This is a genomic window from Lonepinella sp. MS14435, from assembly GCF_042485795.1.
GTDB lineage: Bacteria > Pseudomonadota > Gammaproteobacteria > Enterobacterales > Pasteurellaceae > Lonepinella.
Genome location: NZ_CP169368.1, coordinates 1461153 through 1487013, shown reverse-complemented (window position 1 = coordinate 1487013; position 25861 = coordinate 1461153). Strand labels below are relative to the sequence as shown.

Genomic DNA, 25861 nt, shown 5'->3' with positions numbered 1-25861 from the left:
ATTGTTAAATTTTATAAGGAATAAAATGAGATTTTTATATATTGGATTAGGATTTATTTGTATCGGATTAGGGGTTATTGGTGCATTTTTACCCGTGATGCCTACCACGCCTTTTTTATTGTTGGCTCTGTTCTTCTTTGGCAAAAGTTCTCAACGTTTACATCAATGGTTTTTGCAAACGGAAATTTATAAAAAACACTTAAAATCTTTTGATGAACAACGTGCTTTAACCAAGAAATCTAAAATTTCAATTTTGACTTTATCCACTGTGATGATGGCAATCAGTTTCTACTTTACGCCGATTTATGGCAGAATTTGTATTGTTATCCTGTTATTAATTGAATACTGGTTCTTTTTCTTTTGGATTAAAACCGTTGAGGAAGAGTAGAAAAAAAATAAGCACCTAATAAATTACAGCTAAGGAAGTTAGGTGCTTAATTAATTGAATTAAATTTTGGTGGAGCTGGGGGGAGTTGAACCCCCGTCCGAAATTACTCTACCTTCAGTACTACACGTTTAGTCAGTCTTTAATTTCGCTTACCCCCTGCGGACAGACACGCGAAGAATAAACTAGCTTGATTTAATTTAGTGTTTCGATCTCCAAGCCGAAGCGTCCACACGATCTCGTTTTGGTTTGACTCCGCTTGATCCCCGTCTTACGAGCGGAAGCTAGGGAGCGAAGGCTAAATGCAGGTTATTAAGCTGCTAAAGCGTATTGTTCGTCGTTTGCGACTATTATTTTGCGGTTTATTTACAAGGCCTACCGCACCTTGACGTGCACTTTGGGCTTTGCCAATCCCGTCGAATCCAAAATCAGCCCCAAAAAAGTTATTTTAGTATAACAGAGGTTGTGTAAAATTTAAAGAAAAATGCACCGCACTTTTAGATAGGTTGGGCTGTAGTTATCTAAAGTGCGGTGCATTTTTTAAGAGTTTTAAAAAATCGTTATAACGGAATGGAGGAGAAAAATACTAATAAAATCGGCGGAGCAATATTAGTTACAAAGCCAAAACTGATTGCAAGGGGAATAACTTCCATTCCGCCTGAACGTTGAATAATCGGTAATGTACAATCTAATGCCGTTGCACCAGCCAAACCAACCGCAGTTGAACGGTAGTGAAATATAAAAAAGGGAATGACAAATAAACTTACAATTTCCCTTGAAAGATCGTTAAAAAAGGCAATACTACCAAATTCCGCTCCCCAAGCATTATTAATTACGACACTAGATAACGAATACCAACCTAAGCCAGAAGAAATTGCTAACCCTTGTGTGATTGGCAATTTTAATAATAATGCAGAAATAATACCGCCAATTAATGAGGTAATGATCATAATTAGTCCAGTATAAATTCCACGTTTATTGAACAGGACTTCACGTAACGAAATACCGTTATTACGTAGTTGAATTCCTACAAAGAAAATCAACGCAATGAGTACATAAGTGCTGATCCCAAAAGGTAAATTAACAGAATCTTTGCTAAACAATCCTACCACGAAGCCAGTCAGTACCATTGAGCATAATTTGGCACTATCTAATAACAATTTCCAACGTGGCGGAATATTCTGATGTAAATGTTTTAATGGTGCAGGATTAAGTTTATCAAATGTTACTAACCCAATGATATTACAACTAATAATGCAAATACTGAAAGTTAAAGCCGATAACCCGATGACAGGTAATTTTGTGGCAACATCCTCTAATTGACCAAGGGATACCCCCATTACAAACAAAATCGTGTATAGCAACACCATCACAATTTTATTAATTGCGGCTAAAAATCCATAATGATGAGTTTTGATCAAATACCCCAACAACATAGGGATTAAGACAATAAGTAAGCCTTCGAGCATAATTTTCCTTGTACAAAAATAGGGGAGTAGTATAACATTTTATTCAAACAGAAAAATGGGGGAAATAATGTATTTACGTCAATTAGATATTGCCAATTTTCGTGGTATTAAACGTTTATCTATTTATTTTAAACCGAATATGGTATTAATCGGTGAAAATGCGTGGGGGAAATCAAGTTTATTGTCTGCTTTAAGTTTGATATTAAATGGTAGCCAGACTTTATATCAATTTGTTGCACAAGATTTACATATTTCTCCACAAGATTCCCAAGATATTACCTTGTTATTTTGTTTTTGTGAACAGAAACAAAATGAATTTCGTGATAATCATTTATATCAACATTTATTGGTATCTCATAAAGATGGTTTACAAAGATTATATTTGCGTGTGTCGGGTGAAAAACAAGGGGATAATTTAATTACCAGTTATACCTTTCTAAATGAATTAGGGGAGGTTGTGATTGAAAAAAATAGCCAGAAAATCGCACAATATTTAATAAAAAATTATCCCGTATATCGTTTCCGAGATGCTCGTTTAAATAATGCTAAAATGGAATGTTTACCACTATCATGGCAAGGTGATGAGAGTTTAAAAAATGAATTTCTTGCGGTGGGACATTTGTTGCAATATTATTTTTTAGATAGCCATCATTTTACCGATTTTCAAGTTGATCCTACTTTATTATGGGAGCAATTAAATAGTTTATGTTTTCGTTTACGCCAAGATAATACACATTATATTCAGAAACAATTAATGGTTTTTTTACGTTCATTATTTTGGCAAGAACAAACGAATATCAAGGCACTTCGCCCGATTATTATTTTTGAAGATCTTGGTTCTCGTTTACATCCTAGAATGGCATCTATTGTGTGGGAATTATCACAATATTTACCTATCCAACGGATCACTACAACCAATTCTGTTGAACTGATTTCCCAAGTAAATTTATCATCTATTTGTCGTTTAGTTCGTTACTTAGATAAAACCGTTGCATATAGTCTAAGCTACCACGATATTAACAAAGATGATTTACGCCGTTTAACCTTTCATATTCGACATAATCGCAGTCTTGCCTTATTTTCCAAAATGTGGATATTAGTGGAAGGGGAAACCGAAGTCTGGGTATTGTCGGAATTAGCCAAATTACTAGATATTAATTTACCTGCGGAAGGCATTCGTATCGTTGAATTTGCACAGTCTGGTTTGAAACCCTTAATCAAATATGCCAAAGCGATGGGGATTGAGTGGTATGTATTAACAGATGGTGATGAGGCTGGGCATAAATATGCGGATACCGTGCGAGAATTGGCAGATGAGCAAGATATTTTAAGCAACCGCTTAACCACGTTACCTCGCCCAGATATTGAACATTTTTTTTATACTGAGGGTTTCGCCGATATTTTTGTAAAATTAGCTAACTGGAAAGAAACACCTCATCAATCTCGTCCGATGCACAAAATTATTCAACGAGCAATTCAACGTACATCAAAACCTGATCTTGCCATTGCGTTATCTAATGAAATGGCAAGACGTGGTTCGCAAGCTATTCCATTATTATTTAAACGATTATTTTCGAAAGTATTAAATTTAAGTCGAACTCAATAGTGTTTTTTTATATGATAAAATAAATGAAATGAAAAAATAAAGGATAAATTAATGCCACAAAATGCTGAAACTCATAAATTAGACGATATTATTCAACTATTTAATCAATGTTTTTATGAACAATTTAACACCAAATTAGTCAAAGGTGGTGATGAACCGATTTATTTACCCGCTAATGATGATGTACCTTACAATGCCATTTATTTTGCTCGTGGTTTTTACAGCAGTGCATTACATGAAATTGCTCATTGGCTAGTGGCTGGTAAAGAACGTCGTAAATTAGAAGATTTTGGTTATTGGTATGAACCTGATGGACGCTCAGAACAACGTCAACGTGACTTTGAAAAAGCCGAAGTTAAACCGCAAGCCTTAGAATGGATTTTATCCACCGCAGCCAATTTCCGTTATTTTGCCAGCAGCGATAATTTAAACGGGGAAGTTGGCGATACGATGCCATTTAAATTAGCGGTTTATGAACAGGTAAAAATCTATGCTGAAAAAGGCTTACCAAAACGGGCGGAAACTTTACGTAAAGCGTTGAGTGAATTTTATGGCACGGAAGATGGTATTGATTTGGCGAAGTTTGATGTGAACAAAATTTAATAGGCAAAAAATCTTACATATTTTCCACCGCACTTTGATTTGGGTGAATATGACGATTTAACGGTGCTGGCAACGGTTCAGGTTCTCCCAAAAAGTGCGGTTTCTTTTCAGTAATTAATTCCCACACCATTAAAAAACGAGCAAAAATTTCACGCAAACGAGTTTCAGTATAAATATTAGGATTATCTGCTACAAAGCAAATCGCATCAATGTGATGGTATTTAGCAATAAACAAGGCTCGTTCACAGTGGAAACGTTGCGAAATAATAATCATTGGTTCTGCCTTAAACACTTCTTTAGCTCGGATAATACTGTCTAAGGTGCGAAATCCTGCATAATCAGGAAATAAATATTGTGGTTCAATCCCCATTTTGATGAGATCTCGCTGCATGGTTCTTGGCTCGTTATATTGTAAGGTTCGGTTGTCGCCACTTAATAAAATATAGTCTATTTTTTCAGCATCAAACAGAGCTTTAGTGCTTTCTAAACGGTAATTATAGAACTGATTAGGCGTGTTTTTAGTCACATATTTGGCAGTACCTAACACTACTGCATAAGGACGATAAGGTGTCTGCTCAATGTTATGATAGATATCATCACGCACTTTATAACTGACAAATTGATCGATAGAGATAAGCATTAAAATCACAAGCACAATCAAACTAGCGAATGTATAAATCAATCGCCTTATGGTTATTTTAGTTAAATAATAAACTAGCTTATTCTGTTGTGACGTTGATTGCATTTATGATCCTAAATAGAAACCCCATTCTGTCGAACAACAGAATGGGGGATATTTTATTATACCGCAAATGGATCTTGTAAAATCATGGTTTGTACACGATCTGGACCTGTGGAAAGAATTGCAACAGGTACACCAGTAACTTGTTCAATACGTTTTACATAATTGCGAGTAGCTTGTGGTAATTGATTCACATCGGTGACACCAAAGGTATTTTCTTTCCAACCTGGCATACTTTCGTAAATTGGTTCAACGCCTTCCCAGTCTTTGGCAGAAAGGGGGGCGAAGTCCACCACATTCCCATTCGGTAATTTATAACCGATACAGATTTTTACTTCATCAAAACCATCTAGTACATCTAATTTTGTCATACAGAAACCAGAAATACTGTTGATTTGAATGGCACGACGCATTGCCACCGCATCAAACCAACCACAACGGCGTGGACGACCTGTGACCGCACCAAATTCATTGCCTTTGCGTGCAATTTCGGCACCTACATCATCAAATAATTCTGTAGCAAATGGACCGCCTCCGACACGAGTACAGTAGGCTTTGATAATACCTAAAATATAGTCTAGGTTACGTGGACCAAAACCAGCACCCGTTGCCACCCCACCTGCGGTAGTATTTGAACTGGTGACAAATGGATAAGTACCGTGGTCAATGTCTAACATTGTCCCTTGTGCACCCTCAAATAAGATATTGTCACCATTTTTGCGAGCCGTGTCTAATAGGGTACTGATATCAGCCACCATACCAATTAACACATCTGCTATTGCCATAACATCATCTAAGGTTTTTTGATAATCCACAGGTTCGGCTTTATAATAGTGAACCAGTTGGAAATTGTAATAATCTAAAATATTTTTAAGTTTTTCGGCAAATTTTTCACGGTTAAATAAATCGCTTACCCGTAACCCTCGACGAGCCACTTTATCTTCGTAAGCTGGACCAATACCACGCCCAGTTGTACCGATTTTATTATTACCTAATGCGGCTTCACGAGCATGATCCATCGCCACATGATAAGGCAGAATTAATGGGCAAGCTTCAGAAATCAACAAACGTTCACGCACTTTAATGCCACGGCTTTCTAATTCGCCCATTTCTTGCATTAGTGCGGATGGTGAAAGTACAACACCGTTACCGATCAAACAAGTTACGCCTTCACGTAAAATACCGCTTGGAATTAAACGTAATACGGTTTTCTCACCATTGATAATCAAAGTATGACCTGCATTATGTCCACCCTGATAGCGAACTACATACTTGACACGATCGGTTAATAAATCAACGATTTTGCCTTTCCCTTCATCGCCCCACTGGGCGCCAAGGACAACAACACTTTTTCCCATAATAATTTCCTGTTAGTGTTTTAAAATACAACCTAGATACTTTACTATTTTTTAGTTTAAAGCTCAATAAAAAAGCCTAACCAAAAGATTAGACTTCTTTTCTTAACTATTTTTTCGGTGCTTGCATATAGCGGAAGAACTCACTATTTGGTTTTAAAAGCATCATATTTTCAGATCCCGTAAAGCTATTTTCGTATGCTTTCAAACTGCGTAAGAAACTGTAAAATTCTGTTTCATGAGCAAAAGCATCAGAATATAACTTAGCCGCTGTCGCATCGCCTTCACCACGTAATACCTGAGCGGTTTTATTTGCATTAGCGGTAATTAAGGTGACTTTACGATCCACATCCGCCTGAATAAATGCCGCTTTCTCTTTACCTTGTGAGCGGTGTTCGCGAGCTACCGCATCACGTTCTGCACGCATACGTTGATAGATAGAAGATGATACTTCATCAGGTAAATTGATTTGTTTTACACGAACATCAATCACTTCAATACCCAATTCTGCTGTGCTATCTTGTCCTGTACTAAGTGATTTTTTCGCATCCGCCATTAATTCACCGCGTGTACCCGATACAATATCTTTAATGGTACGTGAACCAATTTCAGAACGCAAACGGTCGTTGACTTTACGGCGTAATAAATTTGATGCTTGCGTAAAATCACCGCCACCTGTAGAAGTAAAGAAACGACCAAAATCACTGATACGCCATTTCACATAAGAATCCACTAAAAGGTCTTTTTTCTCTACGGTAACAAAGCGATCAGCTTGACCATCTAAGGTTTTAATACGGGCATCAAGTAATTTCATACTATCCAACACTGGCACCTTAAAGTGTAACCCTGGGGAATAGACTTTTACTTTATTATCAGCATCACGTTGCACCTTACCAAAACGCAACATAATACCACGATTACCTTCTTGCACGACTACAATACTAGAATAAAGTATCAACGCTAAAACGATCACAATCGGAGTTAAAAATTTACGCATTAGTTAAATCTCCCTTGACGTGAATTGTTGGTTGAATCTGGTGTAGCAGAAACTGGCTTAGAATTCACCGCACTATTTGGAGTTATGCTAGGAATACTTTTCTCAAAACGTTGAACTTCAGTTTCTGGTGTTGTTTGTGGTTTTTGTCGTAATAATTGATCTATTGGTAGTACAGTCAAATTATTCCCAGCATCCATCATAACTTTTGGTGTTTTTGCCAGCATATTTTCCATGGTTTGAATATACAAACGTTCTTTTAATACATCAGGTGCTGATTTAAATTCAGGTAATAAACGTTGGAAACGTTCGACTTCACCTTTTGCTTCTAACACAATTTGCTCTTTATAAGCCGTTGCTTCTTCTAAAATACGTTGTGCATTACCTCGAGCAATCGGTTCACGTTCACGGGCGTAGGCTTCTGCTTCACGGATATAACGTTGTTCATCTTCCTGTGCTTTAATGGCATCATCAAAAGCATCTTTGACATCCTCTGGGGGACGAGCAGACTGGAAATTGACATCAAGCACTTCCAATCCCATATCATAAGGCTTGATAATTTCGTTTAAGGCTTTCCAAGTGTCTTCACGTACCACAGAACGTCCTGTGGTTAGAATATTATCCATCGTCATGTGACCAACCACATAACGCAAAGCACTGTCTGTAGCTTGTCCAAGACTGTCTTCTGCATTAGTAACACTAAATAAAAATCTGGCAGGATCCTGTACACGATATTGCACCGTCATTTCTACTTTTACCATATTTTCATCTTGGGTCAGCATAGAACCTTGGGTTTTTAATTCTTTTACTTGCTCCACATTAACTGGAATCACTTTATCCACAAAAGTTGGTTTCCAGTTCAAACCAGGTTGCACAATAGAATGTAATTGACCAAAACGCGTGACTACACCACGTTCTGCTTCTTTCACCGTATATAAGCCGCTTAATCCCCACATCACAGCTCCCACAAGTACGGCAATAGGCAATAATTTACCCACATTGATTTCTGAGAATTTATTGTTTTGTTGATTATTTGAACTATTACCATTTTTTTTGCCTGATAATTTTTGCAGCAAATTAGTAAAGGCTTCTTCTAAATCAGGAGGAGATTGTTCATCATTTCGCTTGTTTTTAGGTTCATCCGTTGATTGATTGTTAGGCTTTTGCCCTGACGAATTACCTGAATTCGTCCCAGGTGCTGCCCAAGGATCTTGATCCTGTGCCATTCATATTCTCCAAGTAGTTAACAAAATTTTTACATCGATTTGAGATTGTAACAGATTATCCACGATTTGCATGTTTCATTATGCGATCTTTCTGTACTTTCCATTCCCGATCTTTAATATCTTCACGTTTATCGTGTAATTTTTTACCTTTTGCGAGTCCTATTTTAATCTTTGCCCACGCACTTTTCCAGTAAAGTGACAGGGCAACAATGGTATAACCATCACGATTTGCTTTACCAAATAAGGTATCTAATTCTCGTTTATTTAATAGTAATTTCCGCGAGCGAGTAGGGTCACAAATAATATGGCTAGATGCCACGCTTAAAGGTTGAATTGTTGCCCCAAACAAATAGGCTTCACCATGATTGAAAATAACATAGCTATCACTGATATTTGCTTTTCCTGCTCGCATTGATTTAACTTCCCAACCTTGCAAGGAAAGCCCAGCTTCGATTTCATCTTCAATAAAATAATCGTGTCTAGCACGTTTATTTAAGGCAATAGTATTTGAACCTGCTTTGATTTTTTTCTTTGTCATAATATTCGGCTGATTTCGAAAGATTGCATAATTCTACCTAATATGGGGACAATGTACAAATAAACAAAGGGAATTATAAAGAAAAAGTGCGGTAAAAATATTATAAATTTTACACCGCACTTGATATTGTAAGAAAAGGCTTATTCTAACGTCCCACAAAAACGATAGCCCTCGCCGTGAATAGTGGAAATGATTTCGGGCGTACCAGCGTGATCTTCAAAATGTTTACGAATGCGGCGAATGGTCACATCAACGGTACGATCATTTTCTTTCAACTCACGCCCAGTCATTTTTTTCAATAATTCTTCGCGAGTTTGAATTTTACCTGGGTTTTGACAGAAATGTACCATTGCGCGAAACTCACTGCGTGGTAATTTCAATATTTCACCGTCAGGATTAATCAACGCATGTTGATTAATATCTAATACCCAACCATTAAAATGATAAGCATCTACTTTTTGCTTACCTTTGTCTTCTCCCATTGTTCGCTGTAATAAATTACGAGCTCGAATGGCTAATTCTCTAGGGTTAAATGGTTTAGTGATGTAATCATCTGCACCGATTTCTAAGCCTAAGATTTTATCTACTTCATTATTACGACCAGTTAGAAACATCAATGCTGTTTTAGTATGCTCACGTAGTTCACGAGCTAACATTAAACCATTTTTACCAGGTAAATTAATATCCATGACAATTAAATGGACTTCTTTATTAGCTAAAATTTGTTGCATTTGATTACCATCACAAGCCTCAAGGGTGTTATAACCTTCAGCTTGAAAAATACTTTTTAGTGTATTTCGGGTAATAGTTTCATCTTCAACAATCAGAATTTGTGGCGTAGCCATTGTTAACTCCCCTTCAAAATAGATATCACAGTTAATGTGAAAAATATAATAAATTATTCTATATTTGTAACAATCTAGCAACAATAAATATTTGTAATTATACGCTAATTTTATGATCTATATCATAAAATTTGATTATTGCTCATGTTGCGGTTTAGGTATTTCTGATAAACAATGTGGACAGTTTAAAAAATGTTTTTCATTATTCTGAGCTTCCCCACTGTGATGAACAATATAATGTCCCATTTTTTTCGCTTTAGTATCTAAATAAGCTCGATTGTAACGATTTTCCCCGACATTCAAAGGAACTCGCTCAACCACATTAATACCTGCTTTTTTCATGGTATCAATTTTAACTGGGTTATTGGTGAGTAGGCGAACTTGATTAACACCTAATAGCTCAAAAATATCCGCACAAACTGAAAAATTACGCTCATCAGCAGCAAAACCTAGTGCTAAATTGGCTTCAATAGTATCCATTCCCTGATCTTGTAACGCATAGGCTTTAATTTTATTAATTAAACCAATGCCACGTCCTTCTTCTCGGTGGTAAATTAATATGCCACGTCCTTCTTCACTAATTTGACGTAGGGCAGTGGCAAGTTGAAAACCACAATCACATTTTAAACTATATAAAGTATCTCCAGTCAAACATTCGGAGTGAATACGAGATAAAACAGGTTTGCCGTCAGTTACATCTCCCATTACTAACGCAATATGTTCTTTCTTACTATCTGGTAATTCAAAACCGACAATTTTAAACATACCAAATTCAGTAGGTAAATTGGCTTCAGTCACAAGCTGAATTTTTGCCATAGAATAAATCCTTATTTTTCTTTTAGTTTTCTAATGATAAAATACAATTTTTATTACATACATAGGAAGCTTGCTATGCTAAGACGCTTGTCATTATATACTTTTTTACTTTGTTTTGTGCCATTTTTTGCTTGGATTTTTTCGTGGCAATGGCACGGTGACAGCCATTTGACATCATTTGATTATTTTTTATATTGGTTAACGGAAACGGGTAGCGTACCTTATGCAGTCATCAGCTGCGGGGTATTAGCCTTATGTTTCTTACCAATTTTTTCCAGTAAATCAAAATGGATTAGTGCGGTAATTATTATGGTAATTTCTATGCTGATTACGCAGGGCATTAAAACCGCCGCAAAAACGGTTTTTGCCGAACCCAGACCTTATGCTTCAGCTTTAGCTGAACAAAGTGGAGTTACTACAGATTATTTTTATGATCAAACTCGTGAGCAACGAGCCATGATTGTTAGTCAATTTTATGCAAATAAAGCGGAAGTACCTACATGGTTGGTTCATCATCGTGAAAATGAAACGGGTTATTCTTTCCCATCAGGTCATACGATATTCGCTGCCAGCTGGTTATTATTAGCGGTAGGGTTTACTCAAATTGTGGGACGTTGTCGTATGTCTTCAAAAATTTTAGTATTGGGTATCTTGCTTTGGTCAGTGTTAATGTTGGTAAGCCGTTTACGCTTAGGTATGCACCACCCGATAGATTTATTAATTAGCACATTAATTGCGTGGTTAGTCCATTTACCGTTATTCTTTTATATTGAACAAAAACAGTTTTTTCAGCAAAATAGCGTTGAATTGGTAAAATAGTGCGGTGAAAAAAATAGGAGTTTTTTTATGTTATATGGTTTAGATATTGGTGGTACCAAAATTGAATTGGCTGCCTTTAATGAAAAGTTAGAAAAACAATATAGTGAACGGATTGAAACCCCCAAAGAAAGCTATCAACATTGGTTACAAGCGATTGTTGGATTAGTTAATCGTGCTGACCAAAAATTCGGTTGTAAAGGCACTGTGGGATTAGGTGTGCCGGGATTTGTTAATCGAGAAACTGGATTAGCTGAAATTACCAATATTCGAGTCGCAGATAATAAGCCGATTTTGCGTGATCTTTCCGAATTATTAGCTCGTGAAGTAAGAGCCGAAAATGATGCTAACTGCTTTGCGTTATCCGAAGCATGGGACGCAGAAAATCAGCAATATCCTTTCGTATTAGGACTAATTCTAGGCACAGGCTTTGGTGGGGGATTAGTGTTTAATGGTAAAGTACATTCTGGCAAAGTCGGTATGGCAGGGGAGTTGGGACATTTACAACTGAATTATCATGCTTTAAAACTATTGGGTTGGGATAATGCTCCAATTTATCCTTGTGGTTGTGGCAATAAAGCTTGTTTAGATACCTATTTATCTGGACGTGGCTTTGAAATGTTATACCGTGATTTAAAAGGTGAAAATTTATCTGCCAAAGAAATTATTGAACGTTTTTATGCGAATGATCAAACTGCGGTGGATTTCGTTAAACTTTTTGTAGAATTAATGGCAATTTCCCTTGGTAATATTATCACCGCTTTTGATCCGCACTTGATTGTGTTCGGCGGTGGATTATCTAATTTTGATCATCTATATGAGGCTTTACCAAAAGCCTTACCGCCACATTTAATGCGAAGTGCTAAAGTGCCATTGATTAAAAAAGCTAAATATGGTGATTCAGGCGGTGTGCGAGGTGCAGCAGCGTTGTTTTTGGATAAGTAATTAAATTAATAGACCCCGTTTCAAACAGGGTCTATTTTGTTATGATGATAATTATTTAAACCAACCTGTTGGTGTAATGGTTGAATTTTCTTTTAAGCGTAAAGCCCCCACCACAACACGGAAAATATACCAAATACAAACAGCTAAAATAATTAACGCTCCAATCCCAATAACTGAGAGAATACCTCCAATGACGAAACCTAATAAGGTTCCCCAAAAGGTTTTAATTAAGAAACGATAATGATCTTGGTAAATCCCCAAAACTTCTTCTTTCTTGATATAAGCGAGAATAACACCCGCAATGGCTGGTAATCCGCCAAAAAGAATACCTGCACCAAATAAGGCGTAGGCAATCCATAGCGTAGAACGTTGGTTATCATTGTTTGGTATTACATCCTGATTCATAAAAACTCCTATAATAAAGAAAACTGAACAATACCGAAATCTAAACTAATAAAAGATAATTAGCAACTTATTTTTAAACTGCGGTGGATTTTACCTGAATTTTCACACCAACAGGATCTGTGCTTAATGGTTTTTTAATCCGTGCAGTTTCTACGCAGAGCATGGTTTTATATCCGATGTCTGACATACTACTAGTTGGTTTATGCCACGGATTCCACACTACAATTTCTGAAGCATTAATATGTTCAACAGTAATAATACGTTGATTGAATTTATCTTCAATTAATGTAGCACCGTTTTCTGCGGAATAAATACAATCGACATTTTCCTCAATAGAACGTGGTGATGGCACAGTTTCTTGTTGTTGAGTTAATTGATTAAAGGTACTAATCGGTAAATTATGTAATAAAGTTTGTACTATATCGCCCACCTTAAAATAGCTATGTAAGGCTAATTGTGCATTGTTTTGATGATAATTAGTAAAAATTAATTCACATTGTTGCGAGAATATCATTTCGATTTTAGCTATGGCTGTTTTATCTTCAGCTAACAAAGAAAGGGTAATTTTGACTTTATCTTGATGAATGTCATAATCGGTTAAATCCCATAAACTAATACGAGCAAAACCATGTGCTGGCGTTCCACCATTACCAAACCACGGAAAACAAATAGGCACACCACCACGAATTGCCGAACCTTGTTTAAATGGCTCAATCTCACTTAACCAAAATACATCTTGCTTGCAATGTGCAGGTTGCCAACTGAATAAATGAGCACCTTGTAGAGCAATTTTTGCCGTGCCGACAGGGTGATTGAGTTCTAATACGGGGATTTCATTATATTGATAAAGACGAAGTTCATTACTTATAGATTTGATTAAAGTGCGGTACATAATTTTTCCTTTTTATGTGATAAATCAATGTCGCTAAATTGTAACACAAACTCACTTCGCCAAATAGCGTTTCAACAAAAACACAGGTATCCCTGAAAATACAATCAACGATAAGCCATACACCGCAACAATAGAATATTGCAACCCTTCTTCTGCGTGCCACAATTCAATGGACAGGGTGGAAAGTTGGCGTGGCGAAAGAATTAAGGTTACAGTTAATTCTTTACTCATTTGCAAAAAACATAAGCAAAACCCTGCAATTAAACCAGGGGAAACCAAAGGTAAAATCACACGGCGGAACAGTCGCCAACGGGTTTTACCTAATGAATCAGAAATCCACTCAATACCTGTGGGAATTTGCTCAATGGACGAACGTAAAGCTGTTTGAGCAAGAGGCAAATAGAGCATTAAATAGGCTGGGAAAAGCACATAATGGGTTTGATAAATAGATGGAAAATACAACAAGCTATATTTGGCAACGGCAAAGCCAATCACCACCGCAGGAATGGCGTGCAAAATAAAGGGGAGACGTTCAATATATTGGGTAAAGGGGGATCGGTAACGAATGGAAATCCACACCAACGGAAAGGCAATTATTAGCGTAATCAACGCCGCACTTAAGGTCAGCCAAAGGGTGCTAAACAGCACGCTGAAATAATCCGACCATTGAAAATACTCACTATGAATCGCCGATCCTTCCCATATCCACTGAATTAAAATCACCACAGGCACCAAAATGCCCAACACAAAAATCGACAAAATAAAGCCAATAGCGAGCCATTCAAATTTGCCCAACGAGATCGGGGCAGGGGGCGAAATCAACCCTTTGCCCACACGCACAATTTGTTCATTGCCACGCAATTTTAATTCAAAGCCGACAATAACAAAGCACAATAACACCAACACTAAACAAAGCAACACGGCTTCTTGGGTGTTGTAATAGGCTTCAAATTCATTAAAAATCGCCACACTAAAGGTTTTGTAACCCAAAATCGCCACCGCCCCAAATTCAATCAATAAATGTAACGCAATCAATAAGATGGCATTACCAATGGCAGGGCGTAATTGGGGAAGAATGACGTGAATAAAGGTATACCAACGAGAACGATTAAGCGAATAGCTCACCTCTTCCCACGCTGAATCAAGCCGTTTCAGTGTGGCGGAAATCGGCAAAAATGCCAACGGAAAAGACACTAATATCATCACAAAACAGGCACCGAATAAGCCAGAAAATAACACGGTATCCACACTAAACCACGTGAAACTGCTGACGATAGACGGAATACACAAAGGCAGGCTGATTAAGGTGGTCAACAAATTTTTGTAGCGAATTTGACAACGTTCCAACAAAAAAGCACAGATTAACGCCAGTAAAATCGCCGTGCTGGTAACAATAAAACAAAGCAATAGGGTGTTTAATAATAACCGTGCGGTTTGGGCGTTAAATAATAATTGGGAAATTTGACTAGCGTTGCTGGAAAGACCGTATTGAGCAATATACAGAAAAGGAAAACACATCGGCAAAATAATAAAAATTACCACCGCACTTAGCCAAATTGGAGGACGTTTGATGTTCGTTTGCATCGTAAAATCGGGGTGTACAACGACACCCCGAATCCTTTTTATTGAATACCTGCTTCTTTAATCAACGTTTTTGCTTCTTCAATTTCGGCGTAATTATTAAAGGTGGTTTTTGGTGGATTTAAACTATCCAGAGGCACTAAATAGCTCACAGGTGAAACGGCTTTCGCATTGGTTGGCCATTCGCCTGATGTGGAAATATAGGCTTCTTGTCCATCTTTGCTGGTTAAGAATGCCAAGAATTGTTGCGCTTCTTTTTGCTGTTTAGACGCTTTCAACACCGCTGCTGCTGAGAAACTCAAGGCAGAATCCGCATCCGCATTACGCATATAATGGATTTTTGCTTGCACATTTTCTTGTCCTTTTTCTTTGTAAAGGCGTTCCAAATAATATTGGTTAATCATCGCCACACCTAATTCACCCGCATCCACTTTTTTCAATGCAGGCGTATGACCAGTAATAGATTGCCCATTTTCTTTCATTGTTTTTAAGAACGCTTTGGTGGCATCTAAACCGTGTAATTTTTTATAAATGGCAATTTGATCCACTAATGCACCAGAACCTGGGTGATAAGAGAAATTGCCTTTCCATTTTGGATCATTAACCATTTCTGTCCAAGATTTTGGCAAATCTTTTTCCGCAATTTTATTCGGGTTATACGCCAACACACGGCTACGCACACCGATTGGCACAAAATCTTTTTTCGGGGCTTGTGGCACGTTTTCGCCTTTTACGTTGGCTAATGCGTCATCGCCCACTGGTGCTAGTAAACCAGCTTCACTTAAGGAAAGGAATGGACCTGTGCTTTCAGCGATAAAAATATCCGCAGGCGATTTTGCTCCTTCTTCTTTCAACAAGCCTGCTAATTCAGGGGTTTTACCTGTTTTTAATTCAACTTTAATGCCTGTTTTTTCGGTAAATAATTGGGCTGCTTTTTCTACGCCTGCATTTTTGTGCTGACCGTTATATACCAACAGATCTGCCATTGCTACATTAGATAACATTAAACCTGCGACAGTAAAGCCTGTTAAAATCACGTTTTTTTTCAATAACTTTTTCATTGCAATACCTTCTTATAAATGATGAATCATATCCATTGACCTTTTAAAAGTCTTTTTTATACTAAACTAGATAAGAATGATTTTCAATAATATTTATAGGTAGAATTTAGCTCGTTCATGAACCTGCAAAATATAACTTTCCCCCGTGTATAAACGAAAGGTGTTAGATAATGAAAAATCCAACGTTTGCCCTGCAATATCCACCCAAACACGGCTATGTTTGCCTTGAAATTGCTGTTTTAATAATTTCACCAGAGTACCTGATGACGCAAGTGCGGTTAAATTTAAGGGAGATTTTGCCTTTTTATCTACTGGTGTAAGCGTAATACATTCGGGGCGAATCATCAATTTTCCCAGTGAATCAAGGGGGGCATTATTGGGGTGAATATTGACTTGACCTAACAAACATTGTACCTGTTCAGAGGCAATTAACAGGGCATCAATAATCAATGTATCCCCGATAAATTGTGCAATTTCTAAGCTATTGGGGTGATAATACATTCCCTGAGCCGTATCTAATTGCACCAATTTTCCATTAAATAACAAGGCAATACGATCCGAACAAAGCAAGGCTTCTTCGCAATCGTGAGTGACAAGAATGGCGGATGTTTGACTGCGTTTTAAAATCGCCAACAATTCATCTCGAATTTGAGATCGCAAATATTGATCTAACGCCGAAAAGGGTTCATCTAACAAAATTAACGCAGGCGACACTACTAACGCCCGAGCCAATGCCACACGCTGTTGCTGTCCACCTGAAAGCTGATGTGGCATAGCATCGGCAAAATCCGTCATTCCTGTCAGTGCTAAAATTTCACCAATTTTCTGCCGTTCTTCAGACAATTTTCCCTTACCATCACCTAAGCCATACGCTACATTGTGATACACCGACAAATGCGGAAATAAAATCCCTTCTTGCACCACATACCCCACGTTCCGATCACGAGGATGAATAAATGTCTTTGGCGAACAAACCAAACGATCTCCAATATAAATTTTCCCCTGTTCTGGTCGTTCAAAGCCTGCTATCGCACGCAATAACGTGGTTTTGCCACAACCTGATGGTCCTAACAGGGTTAAAATTTCCCCTTTTGCCAGTTCAAAGGAAATATCATGATTCACCTGATGTTTACCATCATAGCTTTTGTGTAGGTGAGAAAGCGTGAGAATGGGTAATGGGGACATGGCAACCTTAAATTTGTTTGATAAACTTGTCTTTTTATCATATCAAGATGATACAATACCGCAAAATGAATAATCAAATAAATAATAATGTCGAAGCAATCTGAAATAATTCAAATTTTCTCTGAAACTGGGGCGTTAAGCCAGCAGATTAGCGGTTTTCGTCCCCGTCAGGAACAGCTTGACATGGCAACTGCGGTGGAAAAATCTATTAAAAATCGCACCGCACTTGTCGTTGAAGCTGGTACTGGTACGGGAAAAACCTTTGCTTATCTAGTCCCAGCTTTATTAGCCAAAAAGAAAACGATTATTTCAACTGGTTCAAAGAACCTACAAGATCAATTATTTAAACGTGATTTGCCAGCCATTAAACAAGCATTAAATTACACAGGTAAAATCGCCCTGCTCAAAGGACGTGCCAATTATTTGTGTTTGGAACGAATGGAACAGGTGAAATATATGGGCTTAGTTGGGGATAAATCCATTTTAGTGGATTTAAGCAAAGTACAAAAATGGCAAATTAGCACCCAAACAGGGGATCTGTCCGAATGTAGTACATTGCCTGAAGATAGCCCGATTTTGCCACAATTAACCAGTACAACTGATAGCTGTTTAGGCTCGGATTGTCCACATTATAACGATTGTTATGTGGCATTGGCTCGTAAAAAGGCATTGGCAGCAGATTTGGTCGTAGTCAATCATCATTTATTTTGTGCGGATATGGCGGTGAAAGAAAGTGGCTTTGCTGAGCTTATTCCTGATGCGGAAGTCATTATTTTTGACGAAGCTCATCAACTGCCTGATATTGCCAGTCAATATTTTGGGCAAACTCTCACATCTCGCCAGCTATTTGATATTTGTAAAGATTTACAAATTGTCTATCGTACCGAAGTGAAAGATATGCAACAGCTTGGAGTAGCTAGTGATCATCTGTTAAAAATGGTGCAAGATTTTCGTTTATTACTTGGAGAGGGTAATCAACGTGGCAACTGGCGAGATTTATTGCGACAAACCGCGGTGCAAAAAGGGCTAGAAATTTTACAAGAAAAATTGGATTTCACCGCCGAAGTGGTGAAACTTGCTTTAGGACGTTCGCAAACCCTAGACAGCATTTATGACCGCATTATTGCGGTAAAAAAACAGCTCACACGCCTTGCTGACACCAGCATTACAGGCTACTGCTATTGGTATGAAACCTTTAACCGCCAATTTGGCTTGCATATCACACCGCTCACCGTGGCGGATAAATTCGGTGAACAAATGGCAAATCAAAAAGCAGCGTGGATTTTCACCTCTGCCACCCTTGAAGTCGGTGGAAATTTCGATCATTTTTGCCAGCGTTTAGGGATTCAACAAGCCGAGCAAAAAGTGCTACATAGTCCCTTTAATTATGCTGAACAAGCCATGCTTTGTGTGCCACGTTATTTGCCAAGCAGCAACCAAAAACACACTTTGCAACAATTAGCAGAAATGTTACTACCTGTAATTGAAGCCAACAAGGGTCGTTGTTTTATGCTTTGTACTTCTTATTTTATGATGAAAGGTTTGGCGGAATATTTCCGTGCAAACAGCTCACTGTCTATTTTGTTACAAGGCGAAATGTCAAAAGTCAAATTGCTCGATCACTTTATTCATGAACCACACAGTGTACTCGTTGCCACATCTAGTTTTTGGGAGGGCATTGATGTAAGAGGCGAGGCTCTTTCGTTGGTCATTATTGATAAATTGCCTTTTACATCACCAGATGAACCCTTACTTAAAGCTCGCATTGAAGATTGTAAATTACAGGGTGGGGAACCATTTAATGATTTACAAATTCCAGAAGCGGTCATTGCTTTAAAACAAGGGGTGGGGCGACTAATTCGTGATGTTACAGACAAAGGAGCAGTGATTATTTGTGATAGCCGTTTAGTCAATCGTCCTTATGGTGAAACTTTTTTGAAAAGTTTACCGAATGCAAAACGTACCAGAGATTTAACTAAGATTGTTGATTTTTTGAAAGAGTTGCAGAATTAAAGTATTTGTACTATAAATTAGCTAACTTGTTTCGTGTATAAATATATTCAAAGGAGAAACCCTATGAAACTTTGGTATTCAACAACCAGTCCATTTGTGCGTAAAGTATTAGTCACCATTAAACATCATCAATTAGATGATAAAATTGAGATGTTGCCGATTAAATCATCTTTCGATTCTAATTCACCACATAATCAGGATAATCCGCTTGGACGTGTCCCCGCGTTGCAACGCAATTGTGGACGCTGGTTGTTTGGTAGTCTGTTGATTGCGGAATATTTAGATAATAAAGGCAAAAATGCAACACTATTTCCAAAAGAAGGCAAAGCCCGTTGGAATGTATTGGCGTTGCATAATTTAGCCGATGGGATTATGGAAAATACCTTGCCAATTATTTCCGAGAAAATGTTGCGACCAGAAGCAGAGTGGTGGACCAGTCGTCATCAGCAATTAATGGATCGCAATTTAAAAAGTTTTGCTCAATTAGAACAAAATTTAGCGGAATTTGGCACGGAATTGAACATTGGTACAATCTTTGCTGTTTGTGTGATTGATTGGTGGACATTACGTGCGGAAAAATTAGGCATTAATTTTGGTAAAAGTTTTCCAAATCTAGTAAAATGGTCGGACGAGATGAATGCAAAATATCCTGTGCTGGCAGAAACTGCACCGCAATAATAAAAATGGAACACTATGACAAAGCTAACTTTACTCGCCTTGGACACTTCAACAGAAGCCTGTTCTGTGGCGTTACTGCATCAGGGCGAAATTACTCATTTAGATGAAGTGGCACAACGTACCCATACTAAACGGATTTTACCTATGATTGATCAGATTTTAGGGCAATCGGGCTTACAGCTTAACCAGCTAGATGCGTTGGTATTTGGGCGTGGTCCAGGTAGTTTTACAGGTGTGCGAGTAGGGGCGAGTGTAGCTCAAGGGTTAGCTTTTGGTGCAGATTTACCTGTCATTGCGGTATCCAATTTGACTGCCATGGCTCAAGCAGCTTACCAACAACATCAAGCAGAACAGGTGCTTTGTGCGATTGATGCTCGTATGAATGAAGTGTATTTTTCCGCCTTAAAAGCTGAAAAAGTGCGGTTGGAAATTGGCGAGTTTTTGCAATGGCAAGCAATAATTGCGGAACAGGTATGTTCACCAGTAAGATTGCTTGAGCAGGCTAACCCATTAAGCGGGAATTGGTTAACTGTTGGTACAGGATGGCAATCTTATTCATCGTTAAATAATGTGGCTAAAAATAGTGAAATTACTTTGCCATCAGCAAAATATATGCTTTCCGTCGCCGTGCCGATGTGGTTTGCCAAGCAGACTATTACTGCCACAGAAATTGAACCTGTGTATTTGCGTAATGAAGTGACTTGGAAAAAATTACCTGATAGAGAATAGCTATCAAAATAAGGAGTTGCTATGAAAAAAATATTGTTTTTTATCACCGCACTTTTATTAGTCGGTTGCGTTAATCCACCACAAGGGTTAGAAAAAGACGAATTCACTATCCAAAATTTAAAGGATATCGATCAAGATCATTATGCTTGTCAATGTAAAGATGTTCGCTTGGGCGGTAAAGTGTTATCTGTTGATGTACTGAAAAATCAAACCAAGATAGAAGTGTTGAGTTTGCAAGTGTCATCATTTTCTGCCAAACCTGTGTTAGATAGCACGACAAATGGTCGTTTTATTGCATATTTAAAGGGTTTTGTGGATCCTGAAAGTTTGAAAGACCAATACATTACGGTGAAAGGCAAGTTGACTGGAAAAGAGATGGGTAAAATTGATCAAGCAGACTATCAATATCCAGTAGTAACCGTACAAGCCTTTAAACAATGGCAGTTAGTGAAAGAATATTATTATGAATATGATGACTGGGATTATTATCCTTTCGGCTTCGGACCACGCTGGGGATTAATGGGACGATTCTGGTTTGCCCAACCAAAAGTACGTTATGTACTACGTTAAGTACGTTTGTACTACGTTAATGTTGTAAAAAATAATAAGGATTTATATGGAAAAATTATGGATTGATAATTATCCGAATGGGGTAGAAAAAGAAGTTGATATTAATAAATATCCTAATTTATTAGATATGTTTGATAGTGCGGTGCAAAAACATCCCGATCGCCCTGCTTATATTAATATGGGCAAAGCGTTGACTTTTCGCAAATTGGAAGAACGTAGTCGGGCTTTCGCTGCTTATTTACAAAATGAATTAAAACTTAAACGTGGCGATCGTGTCGCATTGATGATGCCAAATTTATTGCAATATCCGATAGCCTTATTTGGTGTGTTGCGTGCAGGTTTAATCGTGGTGAACGTCAATCCGCTTTATACACCACGAGAATTGGAACATCAATTACAAGATAGTGGTGCAGTCGCTATTGTGGTAGTGTCGAACTTTGCATCGACTTTAGAAAAAGTCGTATTTAACACCGCAGTTAAGCATGTTATTTTAACGCGAATGGGAGATCAGCTTTCTTTTGGTAAACGTACGCTGGTTAATTTTATAGTGAAATACGTTAAAAAATTAGTACCAAAATATAAATTACCAAATGCAGTAACCTTTCGTGAAGTGTTAAGTATTGGCAAGATGCGTCAATATGTTCGCCCTGAATTAGAACCAACAGATTTAGCCTTTTTACAATATACTGGTGGCACCACAGGGGTGGCAAAAGGTGCGATGTTGTCGCATGGTAATATGGTAGCGAATGTGATGCAAGCTCGTTGGATTGCCGAACCTTTTGTGGGAGATAATCGCCGTGAACGCAAAGCAATTTTGCCATTGCCGTTATATCACGTTTTTGCCTTGTGTGCGAACTGCCTATTATTTATTGAGTTAGGCATAACAGCAGTATTAATTACTAATCCACGTGATATTGATAGCTTTATTAAAGAATTGAAAAAACATCACTTTGTGGCATTAACAGGGGTAAATACCTTGTTTAATGCTTTGTTAAATAATGAGAATTTTAAAGAAGTTGATTTCTCAGGATTAAAATTAACAGTCGGTGGTGGTATGCCAGTTCAGCAAGCTATTGCAACTCGATGGCATGAATTAACCGATTGTAATATTATTGAGGGCTATGGATTAACTGAATGTTCGCCTTTGGTGGCAGCATCTACGGTAGATTGTTTAGTGCATGACGGTAGTATTGGTTTGCCAGTACCAAATACGGATATTAAAATTTTGAAAGAAGACGGCAATGAAGCAAACTTAGGGGAAACTGGTGAGCTTTGGGTTAAAGGTAAACAGGTAATGCAAGGTTATTGGCAACGTCCAGAAGCCACTAGTGAAGTGCTAAAAGATGGTTGGTTAGCCACAGGTGACATTGTCACAATGAATAAAAAAGGTATTCTACGTATTGTGGATCGTAAAAAAGATATGATTTTGGTATCAGGTTTTAATGTATATCCAAATGAAATTGAAGATGTAGTGATGTTAAATTATAAAGTGGCAGAAGTAGTAGCGATAGGTGTTCCACATGAGGTATCTGGCGAAACCATCAAAATTTTTGTGGTAAAAAAAGATGATAGCTTAACCCGTGATGAGCTACGTCAACATTGTCGCCAACATTTAACTGGCTATAAAATTCCGAAACAAATTGAATTTCGTGACGAATTGCCAAAAAGCAATATTGGTAAAATTTTACGCCGTGTGTTGCGTGATGAAGAATTGGCGAAACGTCTGAATAATTAATCATGATAAAAGAAATCCAAAATAAACCGCACTTTCAGATGATTAGTGATAATCAAGGTTTGGCTCAAGTTTGCGAATTGGCTCAACAAAAAACAGTGCTTGCTTTAGATACGGAATTTATCCGAGTACGCAGTTATTATCCCAAATTAGGTTTAATTCAACTCTATGATGGCGAGCAAGTCAGTATAATCGATCCTAATGAAATCACCGATTTTTCGCCTTTTATTGCTTTATTAGCAAATAAAAATGTGCTGAAAGTGTTGCATGCTTGCTATGAAGATTTAGAAGTATTTCAACATTATTTCAATCAGTTACCGATACCGTTAATTGATACACAAATTATGGCGAATTTTTTGTCTTTCCCAAATTCCACAGGGTTAGCCACTTTAATTCAGCATTATTTTGAATTTAGCCTTGATAAAGGAGCATCTCGAACCGATTGGTTGGCTCGTCCTTTATCAGACAAACAACTGGAATATGCGGCGGCAGATGTATGGTATTTGTTACCACTTTATCACAAAATGGCAGACCAACTCGCTAAAACACCTTGGCAAAGTGCGGTGCAATTTGACAGCTATTTATTGTTGGAAAAGCAAGGGAAAGTTAAAGACCCCGATAAAGCCTATTTAACTATTCCAAATGCTAATAAGCTCAATTCAGAACAATTAATGCGATTAAAATTATTAGCAAAATGGCGACAACAAGAAGCGATTAAACGTGATCTTGCATTGAATTTTGTGGTTCGTGCAGAAACTTTATGGTTGATAGCAAAATATAATCCACAAAATACATCCGCACTGTTAGATTTAGGTATTCATTCGCAAGAAGTACGGATTCATGGTAAAAAAATGTTGCAAGTCATTGAACAAATGAAACGTGTTGAAGCTACGGATTACCCAGCAATAATTGAACGATTTTCCGATGATCCACGTTATAAAAAAGCATTCAAAGGCTTGCAACAAAAATTACTAGAAATTGCTCCTGAAGATTTAGCCTGTGAAGTCATTGCAAGTCGTAAGAGTTTAGAAAAATTAATGAAATGGGTTTGGCTTAAACAAAAAGATTCAAACAAATTACCCGATTTGATGAGAGATTGGCGTGAACCTTTTGGGCAAAAATTGTGTGAAATATTGGAAACCCCTTAACCACAAAATTTTTATGTATAAAAAGCATTCTTTTATTGCATAAATTCGAAAAATCTCGTAGAATTCTGCCTGTTTTGCTCAGTTTAAGAGCAAAGATAGAAATCATTTCTTCTGCTGTTTCTTCAGGAACAATTGGCGAGAAAATATGATATAAAAAAATAAAGTTACTAGAGGAATCGCACTATTAAACCAGTAAAACGTGTTCAGACAACTCGAGCTCATCGTCTTAATGATGAAATTCGAGTTAAAGAAGTTCGCCTAACCGATCAAGACGGCGAGCAATTAGGTATCGTATCAATTCAAGAAGCATTAGCAAAAGCTGAAGAAGCTGAGTTAGACTTAGTTGAGATTAGCCCAAATGCTGAACCGCCAGTTTGTCGTATTATGAACTACGGTAAATTTATTTACGAAAAAGAAAAAGCTGCTAAAGAGCAGAAGAAAAAACAAAAAGTAGTACAGGTTAAGGAAATTAAATTCCGTCCAGGTACAGATGAAGGTGACTATCAAATTAAACTTCGTAGCTTAGTTCGCTTTTTGGAAGATGGGGATAAAGCCAAAATCACCGTTCGTTTCCGTGGACGTGAAATGGTTCACCAAAGCTTAGGTTTTGATGTGTTAGAACGTGTAAAAAATGACTTGGCAGAAATTGCAGTGGTAGAATCAGCACCAAGCAAACTAGAAGGTCGCCAAGCTATTATGGTACTAGCACCTAAAAAGAAATAATTTTTCATTGAGATACTTTCTTGATGAAAAATATAAAGCGTATCAGGCACACTCAGCAGCCTGATTGCTTTTATATGATAACGGGGGAAAACGCCTGTTATAATTAGTGTGATAAATACGAGCTTTACAAGTAATGTTGCAAAACATTCGCCTATTTATCGTTTTTTTAACAAAACAATGCGGAGTTATTAAACAATGCCTAAAATTAAAACAGTACGTGGTGCTGCGAAGCGTTTCAAGAAAACAGCTTCTGGCGGTTTCAAGCGTAAACAATCTCACTTACGTCATATTTTGACTAAGAAAACCACTAAACGTAAACGTCATCTACGTCATAAATCCATGGTTGCGAAAGCAGACCAAGTTTTAGTTGTAGCGTGCTTGCCATACGCATAAGTACAAGCGTTCATTAGTAAATTTTAGTTAAACATATACATTAGGAGATTAAATAATGGCTCGTGTAAAACGTGGTGTTATTGCAAGAGCGCGTCATAAGAAAGTTCTTAAGGCCGCTAAAGGTTATTATGGTGCACGTTCACGTGTGTATCGCGTTGCTTTCCAAGCAGTGATTAAAGCTGGTCAATATGCTTACCGTGACCGCCGTCAACGTAAACGTCAATTCCGTCAATTATGGATTGCTCGTATCAACGCTGCCGCTCGTCAAAACGGTTTATCTTACAGCAAATTCATCAATGGCTTGAAAAAAGCCTCTGTTGAAATCGACCGTAAGATTTTAGCTGACATCGCTGTATTCGATAAAGTGGCTTTTGCTGCTTTAGTTGAAAAAGCAAAATCTGCTCTTTAATT

27 protein-coding genes and 1 other RNA gene are annotated in these 25861 nt (G+C 37.6%); 14 read left to right on the top strand and 14 right to left on the bottom strand.

The window, feature by feature from the left end:
- The first annotated feature begins 25 nt into the window (after positions 1-25).
- Entirely contained in the window at positions 26-388 is a 363-nt protein-coding gene (locus O1Q80_RS07080) for a YbaN family protein (RefSeq protein ID WP_386686273.1), read from the top strand.
- Between the two features lie 67 nt (positions 389-455).
- On the opposite strand, the gene ssrA is transcribed toward O1Q80_RS07080, so the two are convergent.
- Positions 456-821, bottom strand: a transfer-messenger RNA (tmRNA) gene (ssrA, locus tag O1Q80_RS07075).
- Between the two features lie 124 nt (positions 822-945).
- Positions 946-1854, bottom strand: a complete 909-nt coding sequence (locus tag O1Q80_RS07070) for a lysine exporter LysO family protein (protein WP_386693947.1) — start codon at positions 1852-1854, stop codon at positions 946-948.
- A gap of 67 nt (positions 1855-1921) precedes the next feature.
- On the opposite strand from O1Q80_RS07070, the gene O1Q80_RS07065 reads away from it, so the two are divergent.
- Positions 1922-3460, top strand: a complete 1539-nt coding sequence (locus O1Q80_RS07065; protein WP_386693944.1) for a DUF2813 domain-containing protein — start codon at positions 1922-1924, stop codon at positions 3458-3460.
- A 51-nt stretch (positions 3461-3511) separates the two neighbouring features.
- A complete protein-coding gene (locus O1Q80_RS07060) occupies positions 3512-4063 on the top strand; it encodes an elongation factor P hydroxylase (protein WP_386693942.1) in 552 nt (183 codons plus the stop codon).
- A 13-nt stretch (positions 4064-4076) separates the two neighbouring features.
- Here O1Q80_RS07060 and O1Q80_RS07055 read toward each other — a convergent pair whose 3' ends face one another.
- The 7 genes from O1Q80_RS07055 to ribA all read right to left on the bottom strand — a co-directional run bounded on the left by O1Q80_RS07055 (position 4077) and on the right by ribA (position 10579).
- Positions 4077-4808, bottom strand: a complete 732-nt coding sequence (locus tag O1Q80_RS07055; RefSeq protein WP_386693940.1) for a vancomycin high temperature exclusion protein — start codon at positions 4806-4808, stop codon at positions 4077-4079.
- Between the two features lie 56 nt (positions 4809-4864).
- Positions 4865-6163, bottom strand: coding sequence for an adenylosuccinate synthase (locus tag O1Q80_RS07050; RefSeq protein WP_386686263.1), 1299 nt, complete (start codon positions 6161-6163; stop codon positions 4865-4867).
- 106 nt (positions 6164-6269) lie between these two features.
- Positions 6270-7157 carry a protease modulator HflC gene (hflC, locus tag O1Q80_RS07045; RefSeq protein WP_386693938.1) on the bottom strand — a complete coding sequence of 296 codons (888 nt, stop codon included), beginning with the start codon at positions 7155-7157 and terminating at the stop codon, positions 6270-6272.
- Complete coding sequence (hflK, locus tag O1Q80_RS07040) at positions 7157-8380, bottom strand: FtsH protease activity modulator HflK (protein ID WP_386693935.1); 1224 nt, start codon at positions 8378-8380, stop codon at positions 7157-7159. The genes hflC and hflK overlap by 1 nt, the downstream gene beginning before the upstream one ends.
- A gap of 55 nt (positions 8381-8435) precedes the next feature.
- Positions 8436-8918 (bottom strand): SsrA-binding protein SmpB, encoded by a 483-nt coding sequence (smpB, locus tag O1Q80_RS07035; protein ID WP_386686257.1) that lies wholly within the window; start codon positions 8916-8918, stop codon positions 8436-8438.
- A 140-nt stretch (positions 8919-9058) separates the two neighbouring features.
- The gene (gene arcA, locus O1Q80_RS07030) at positions 9059-9763 is read right to left on the bottom strand and encodes a two-component system response regulator ArcA (protein WP_386686255.1); all 705 of its coding nucleotides are present in this window, start codon (positions 9761-9763) and stop codon (positions 9059-9061) included.
- 135 nt (positions 9764-9898) lie between these two features.
- Positions 9899-10579, bottom strand: coding sequence for a GTP cyclohydrolase II (gene ribA, locus O1Q80_RS07025; RefSeq protein WP_386693933.1), 681 nt, complete (start codon positions 10577-10579; stop codon positions 9899-9901).
- Positions 10580-10654: 75 nt separating this feature from the next.
- On the opposite strand from ribA, the gene O1Q80_RS07020 reads away from it, so the two are divergent.
- Together O1Q80_RS07020 and nagK are read left to right on the top strand one after the other, a co-directional pair.
- Positions 10655-11398: a phosphatase PAP2 family protein gene (locus tag O1Q80_RS07020; protein ID WP_386693930.1), complete on the top strand. Its 744-nt coding sequence runs from the start codon at positions 10655-10657 to the stop codon at positions 11396-11398.
- A 27-nt stretch (positions 11399-11425) separates the two neighbouring features.
- A complete protein-coding gene (gene nagK / locus O1Q80_RS07015; RefSeq protein WP_386693929.1) occupies positions 11426-12340 on the top strand; it encodes an N-acetylglucosamine kinase in 915 nt (304 codons plus the stop codon).
- 51 nt (positions 12341-12391) lie between these two features.
- Here nagK and O1Q80_RS07010 read toward each other — a convergent pair whose 3' ends face one another.
- The 5 genes from O1Q80_RS07010 to O1Q80_RS06990 all read right to left on the bottom strand — a co-directional run bounded on the left by O1Q80_RS07010 (position 12392) and on the right by O1Q80_RS06990 (position 17464).
- Positions 12392-12745: a DUF4870 family protein gene (locus O1Q80_RS07010; protein WP_386693927.1), complete on the bottom strand. Its 354-nt coding sequence runs from the start codon at positions 12743-12745 to the stop codon at positions 12392-12394.
- Between the two features lie 73 nt (positions 12746-12818).
- Complete coding sequence (locus tag O1Q80_RS07005; protein WP_386693924.1) at positions 12819-13637, bottom strand: D-hexose-6-phosphate mutarotase; 819 nt, start codon at positions 13635-13637, stop codon at positions 12819-12821.
- Between the two features lie 51 nt (positions 13638-13688).
- Positions 13689-15221, bottom strand: coding sequence for an ABC transporter permease (locus tag O1Q80_RS07000; RefSeq protein WP_386693922.1), 1533 nt, complete (start codon positions 15219-15221; stop codon positions 13689-13691).
- A 38-nt stretch (positions 15222-15259) separates the two neighbouring features.
- Positions 15260-16279 carry an extracellular solute-binding protein gene (locus O1Q80_RS06995; RefSeq protein WP_386693919.1) on the bottom strand — a complete coding sequence of 340 codons (1020 nt, stop codon included), beginning with the start codon at positions 16277-16279 and terminating at the stop codon, positions 15260-15262.
- Positions 16280-16372: 93 nt separating this feature from the next.
- Positions 16373-17464, bottom strand: a complete 1092-nt coding sequence (locus O1Q80_RS06990; RefSeq protein ID WP_386693917.1) for an ABC transporter ATP-binding protein — start codon at positions 17462-17464, stop codon at positions 16373-16375.
- An 87-nt stretch (positions 17465-17551) separates the two neighbouring features.
- Here O1Q80_RS06990 and O1Q80_RS06985 point away from each other — a divergent pair, with 87 nt between their 5' ends.
- The 9 genes from O1Q80_RS06985 (at position 17552) to rplT (ending at position 25859) form a co-directional block, all read left to right on the top strand.
- The gene (locus O1Q80_RS06985; RefSeq protein ID WP_386693915.1) at positions 17552-19477 is read left to right on the top strand and encodes an ATP-dependent DNA helicase; all 1926 of its coding nucleotides are present in this window, start codon (positions 17552-17554) and stop codon (positions 19475-19477) included.
- Between the two features lie 63 nt (positions 19478-19540).
- Positions 19541-20155, top strand: coding sequence for a glutathione S-transferase (locus O1Q80_RS06980; protein WP_386686237.1), 615 nt, complete (start codon positions 19541-19543; stop codon positions 20153-20155).
- Positions 20156-20170: 15 nt separating this feature from the next.
- The gene (tsaB, locus tag O1Q80_RS06975; protein WP_386693913.1) at positions 20171-20884 is read left to right on the top strand and encodes a tRNA (adenosine(37)-N6)-threonylcarbamoyltransferase complex dimerization subunit type 1 TsaB; all 714 of its coding nucleotides are present in this window, start codon (positions 20171-20173) and stop codon (positions 20882-20884) included.
- Between the two features lie 21 nt (positions 20885-20905).
- Positions 20906-21454 carry a Slp family lipoprotein gene (locus tag O1Q80_RS06970; protein ID WP_386686232.1) on the top strand — a complete coding sequence of 183 codons (549 nt, stop codon included), beginning with the start codon at positions 20906-20908 and terminating at the stop codon, positions 21452-21454.
- A 46-nt stretch (positions 21455-21500) separates the two neighbouring features.
- Positions 21501-23189: a long-chain-fatty-acid--CoA ligase FadD gene (gene fadD / locus O1Q80_RS06965; protein ID WP_386686230.1), complete on the top strand. Its 1689-nt coding sequence runs from the start codon at positions 21501-21503 to the stop codon at positions 23187-23189.
- A 2-nt stretch (positions 23190-23191) separates the two neighbouring features.
- A complete protein-coding gene (rnd, locus tag O1Q80_RS06960; RefSeq protein WP_386693912.1) occupies positions 23192-24334 on the top strand; it encodes a ribonuclease D in 1143 nt (380 codons plus the stop codon).
- A 183-nt stretch (positions 24335-24517) separates the two neighbouring features.
- Positions 24518-25057 carry a translation initiation factor IF-3 gene (gene infC, locus O1Q80_RS06955; RefSeq protein ID WP_386690242.1) on the top strand — a complete coding sequence of 180 codons (540 nt, stop codon included), beginning with the start codon at positions 24518-24520 and terminating at the stop codon, positions 25055-25057.
- Between the two features lie 195 nt (positions 25058-25252).
- Positions 25253-25450 carry a 50S ribosomal protein L35 gene (rpmI, locus tag O1Q80_RS06950; protein WP_005596065.1) on the top strand — a complete coding sequence of 66 codons (198 nt, stop codon included), beginning with the start codon at positions 25253-25255 and terminating at the stop codon, positions 25448-25450.
- Positions 25451-25505: 55 nt separating this feature from the next.
- Positions 25506-25859, top strand: coding sequence for a 50S ribosomal protein L20 (rplT, locus tag O1Q80_RS06945; RefSeq protein ID WP_005596075.1), 354 nt, complete (start codon positions 25506-25508; stop codon positions 25857-25859).
- Positions 25860-25861: the final 2 nt, after the last annotated feature.

What these genes read in the sequence shown, in the direction of transcription:
- O1Q80_RS07060 (WP_386693942.1), top strand. Translation starts at nt 3,512, where the DNA reads ATGCCACAAAATGCTGAAACTCATAAATTAGACGATATTATTCAACTA.
- O1Q80_RS07010 (WP_386693927.1), bottom strand. Translation starts at nt 12,745, where the DNA reads ATGAATCAGGATGTAATACCAAACAATGATAACCAACGTTCTACGCTA.
- rpmI (WP_005596065.1), top strand. Translation starts at nt 25,253, where the DNA reads ATGCCTAAAATTAAAACAGTACGTGGTGCTGCGAAGCGTTTCAAGAAA.
- hflC (WP_386693938.1), bottom strand. Translation starts at nt 7,157, where the DNA reads ATGCGTAAATTTTTAACTCCGATTGTGATCGTTTTAGCGTTGATACTT.
- O1Q80_RS07070 (WP_386693947.1), bottom strand. Translation starts at nt 1,854, where the DNA reads ATGCTCGAAGGCTTACTTATTGTCTTAATCCCTATGTTGTTGGGGTAT.
- O1Q80_RS06980 (WP_386686237.1), top strand. Translation starts at nt 19,541, where the DNA reads ATGAAACTTTGGTATTCAACAACCAGTCCATTTGTGCGTAAAGTATTA.
- O1Q80_RS07055 (WP_386693940.1), bottom strand. Translation starts at nt 4,808, where the DNA reads ATGCAATCAACGTCACAACAGAATAAGCTAGTTTATTATTTAACTAAA.
- tsaB (WP_386693913.1), top strand. Translation starts at nt 20,171, where the DNA reads ATGACAAAGCTAACTTTACTCGCCTTGGACACTTCAACAGAAGCCTGT.
- O1Q80_RS06990 (WP_386693917.1), bottom strand. Translation starts at nt 17,464, where the DNA reads ATGTCCCCATTACCCATTCTCACGCTTTCTCACCTACACAAAAGCTAT.
- rplT (WP_005596075.1), top strand. Translation starts at nt 25,506, where the DNA reads ATGGCTCGTGTAAAACGTGGTGTTATTGCAAGAGCGCGTCATAAGAAA.
- O1Q80_RS07080 (WP_386686273.1), top strand. Translation starts at nt 26, where the DNA reads ATGAGATTTTTATATATTGGATTAGGATTTATTTGTATCGGATTAGGG.
- O1Q80_RS07000 (WP_386693922.1), bottom strand. Translation starts at nt 15,221, where the DNA reads ATGCAAACGAACATCAAACGTCCTCCAATTTGGCTAAGTGCGGTGGTA.
- rnd (WP_386693912.1), top strand. Translation starts at nt 23,192, where the DNA reads ATGATAAAAGAAATCCAAAATAAACCGCACTTTCAGATGATTAGTGAT.
- smpB (WP_386686257.1), bottom strand. Translation starts at nt 8,918, where the DNA reads ATGACAAAGAAAAAAATCAAAGCAGGTTCAAATACTATTGCCTTAAAT.
- arcA (WP_386686255.1), bottom strand. Translation starts at nt 9,763, where the DNA reads ATGGCTACGCCACAAATTCTGATTGTTGAAGATGAAACTATTACCCGA.
- O1Q80_RS06985 (WP_386693915.1), top strand. Translation starts at nt 17,552, where the DNA reads ATGTCGAAGCAATCTGAAATAATTCAAATTTTCTCTGAAACTGGGGCG.
- fadD (WP_386686230.1), top strand. Translation starts at nt 21,501, where the DNA reads ATGGAAAAATTATGGATTGATAATTATCCGAATGGGGTAGAAAAAGAA.
- O1Q80_RS06995 (WP_386693919.1), bottom strand. Translation starts at nt 16,279, where the DNA reads ATGAAAAAGTTATTGAAAAAAAACGTGATTTTAACAGGCTTTACTGTC.
- O1Q80_RS06970 (WP_386686232.1), top strand. Translation starts at nt 20,906, where the DNA reads ATGAAAAAAATATTGTTTTTTATCACCGCACTTTTATTAGTCGGTTGC.
- O1Q80_RS07005 (WP_386693924.1), bottom strand. Translation starts at nt 13,637, where the DNA reads ATGTACCGCACTTTAATCAAATCTATAAGTAATGAACTTCGTCTTTAT.
- hflK (WP_386693935.1), bottom strand. Translation starts at nt 8,380, where the DNA reads ATGGCACAGGATCAAGATCCTTGGGCAGCACCTGGGACGAATTCAGGT.
- O1Q80_RS07020 (WP_386693930.1), top strand. Translation starts at nt 10,655, where the DNA reads ATGCTAAGACGCTTGTCATTATATACTTTTTTACTTTGTTTTGTGCCA.
- nagK (WP_386693929.1), top strand. Translation starts at nt 11,426, where the DNA reads ATGTTATATGGTTTAGATATTGGTGGTACCAAAATTGAATTGGCTGCC.
- ribA (WP_386693933.1), bottom strand. Translation starts at nt 10,579, where the DNA reads ATGGCAAAAATTCAGCTTGTGACTGAAGCCAATTTACCTACTGAATTT.
- O1Q80_RS07065 (WP_386693944.1), top strand. Translation starts at nt 1,922, where the DNA reads ATGTATTTACGTCAATTAGATATTGCCAATTTTCGTGGTATTAAACGT.
- O1Q80_RS07050 (WP_386686263.1), bottom strand. Translation starts at nt 6,163, where the DNA reads ATGGGAAAAAGTGTTGTTGTCCTTGGCGCCCAGTGGGGCGATGAAGGG.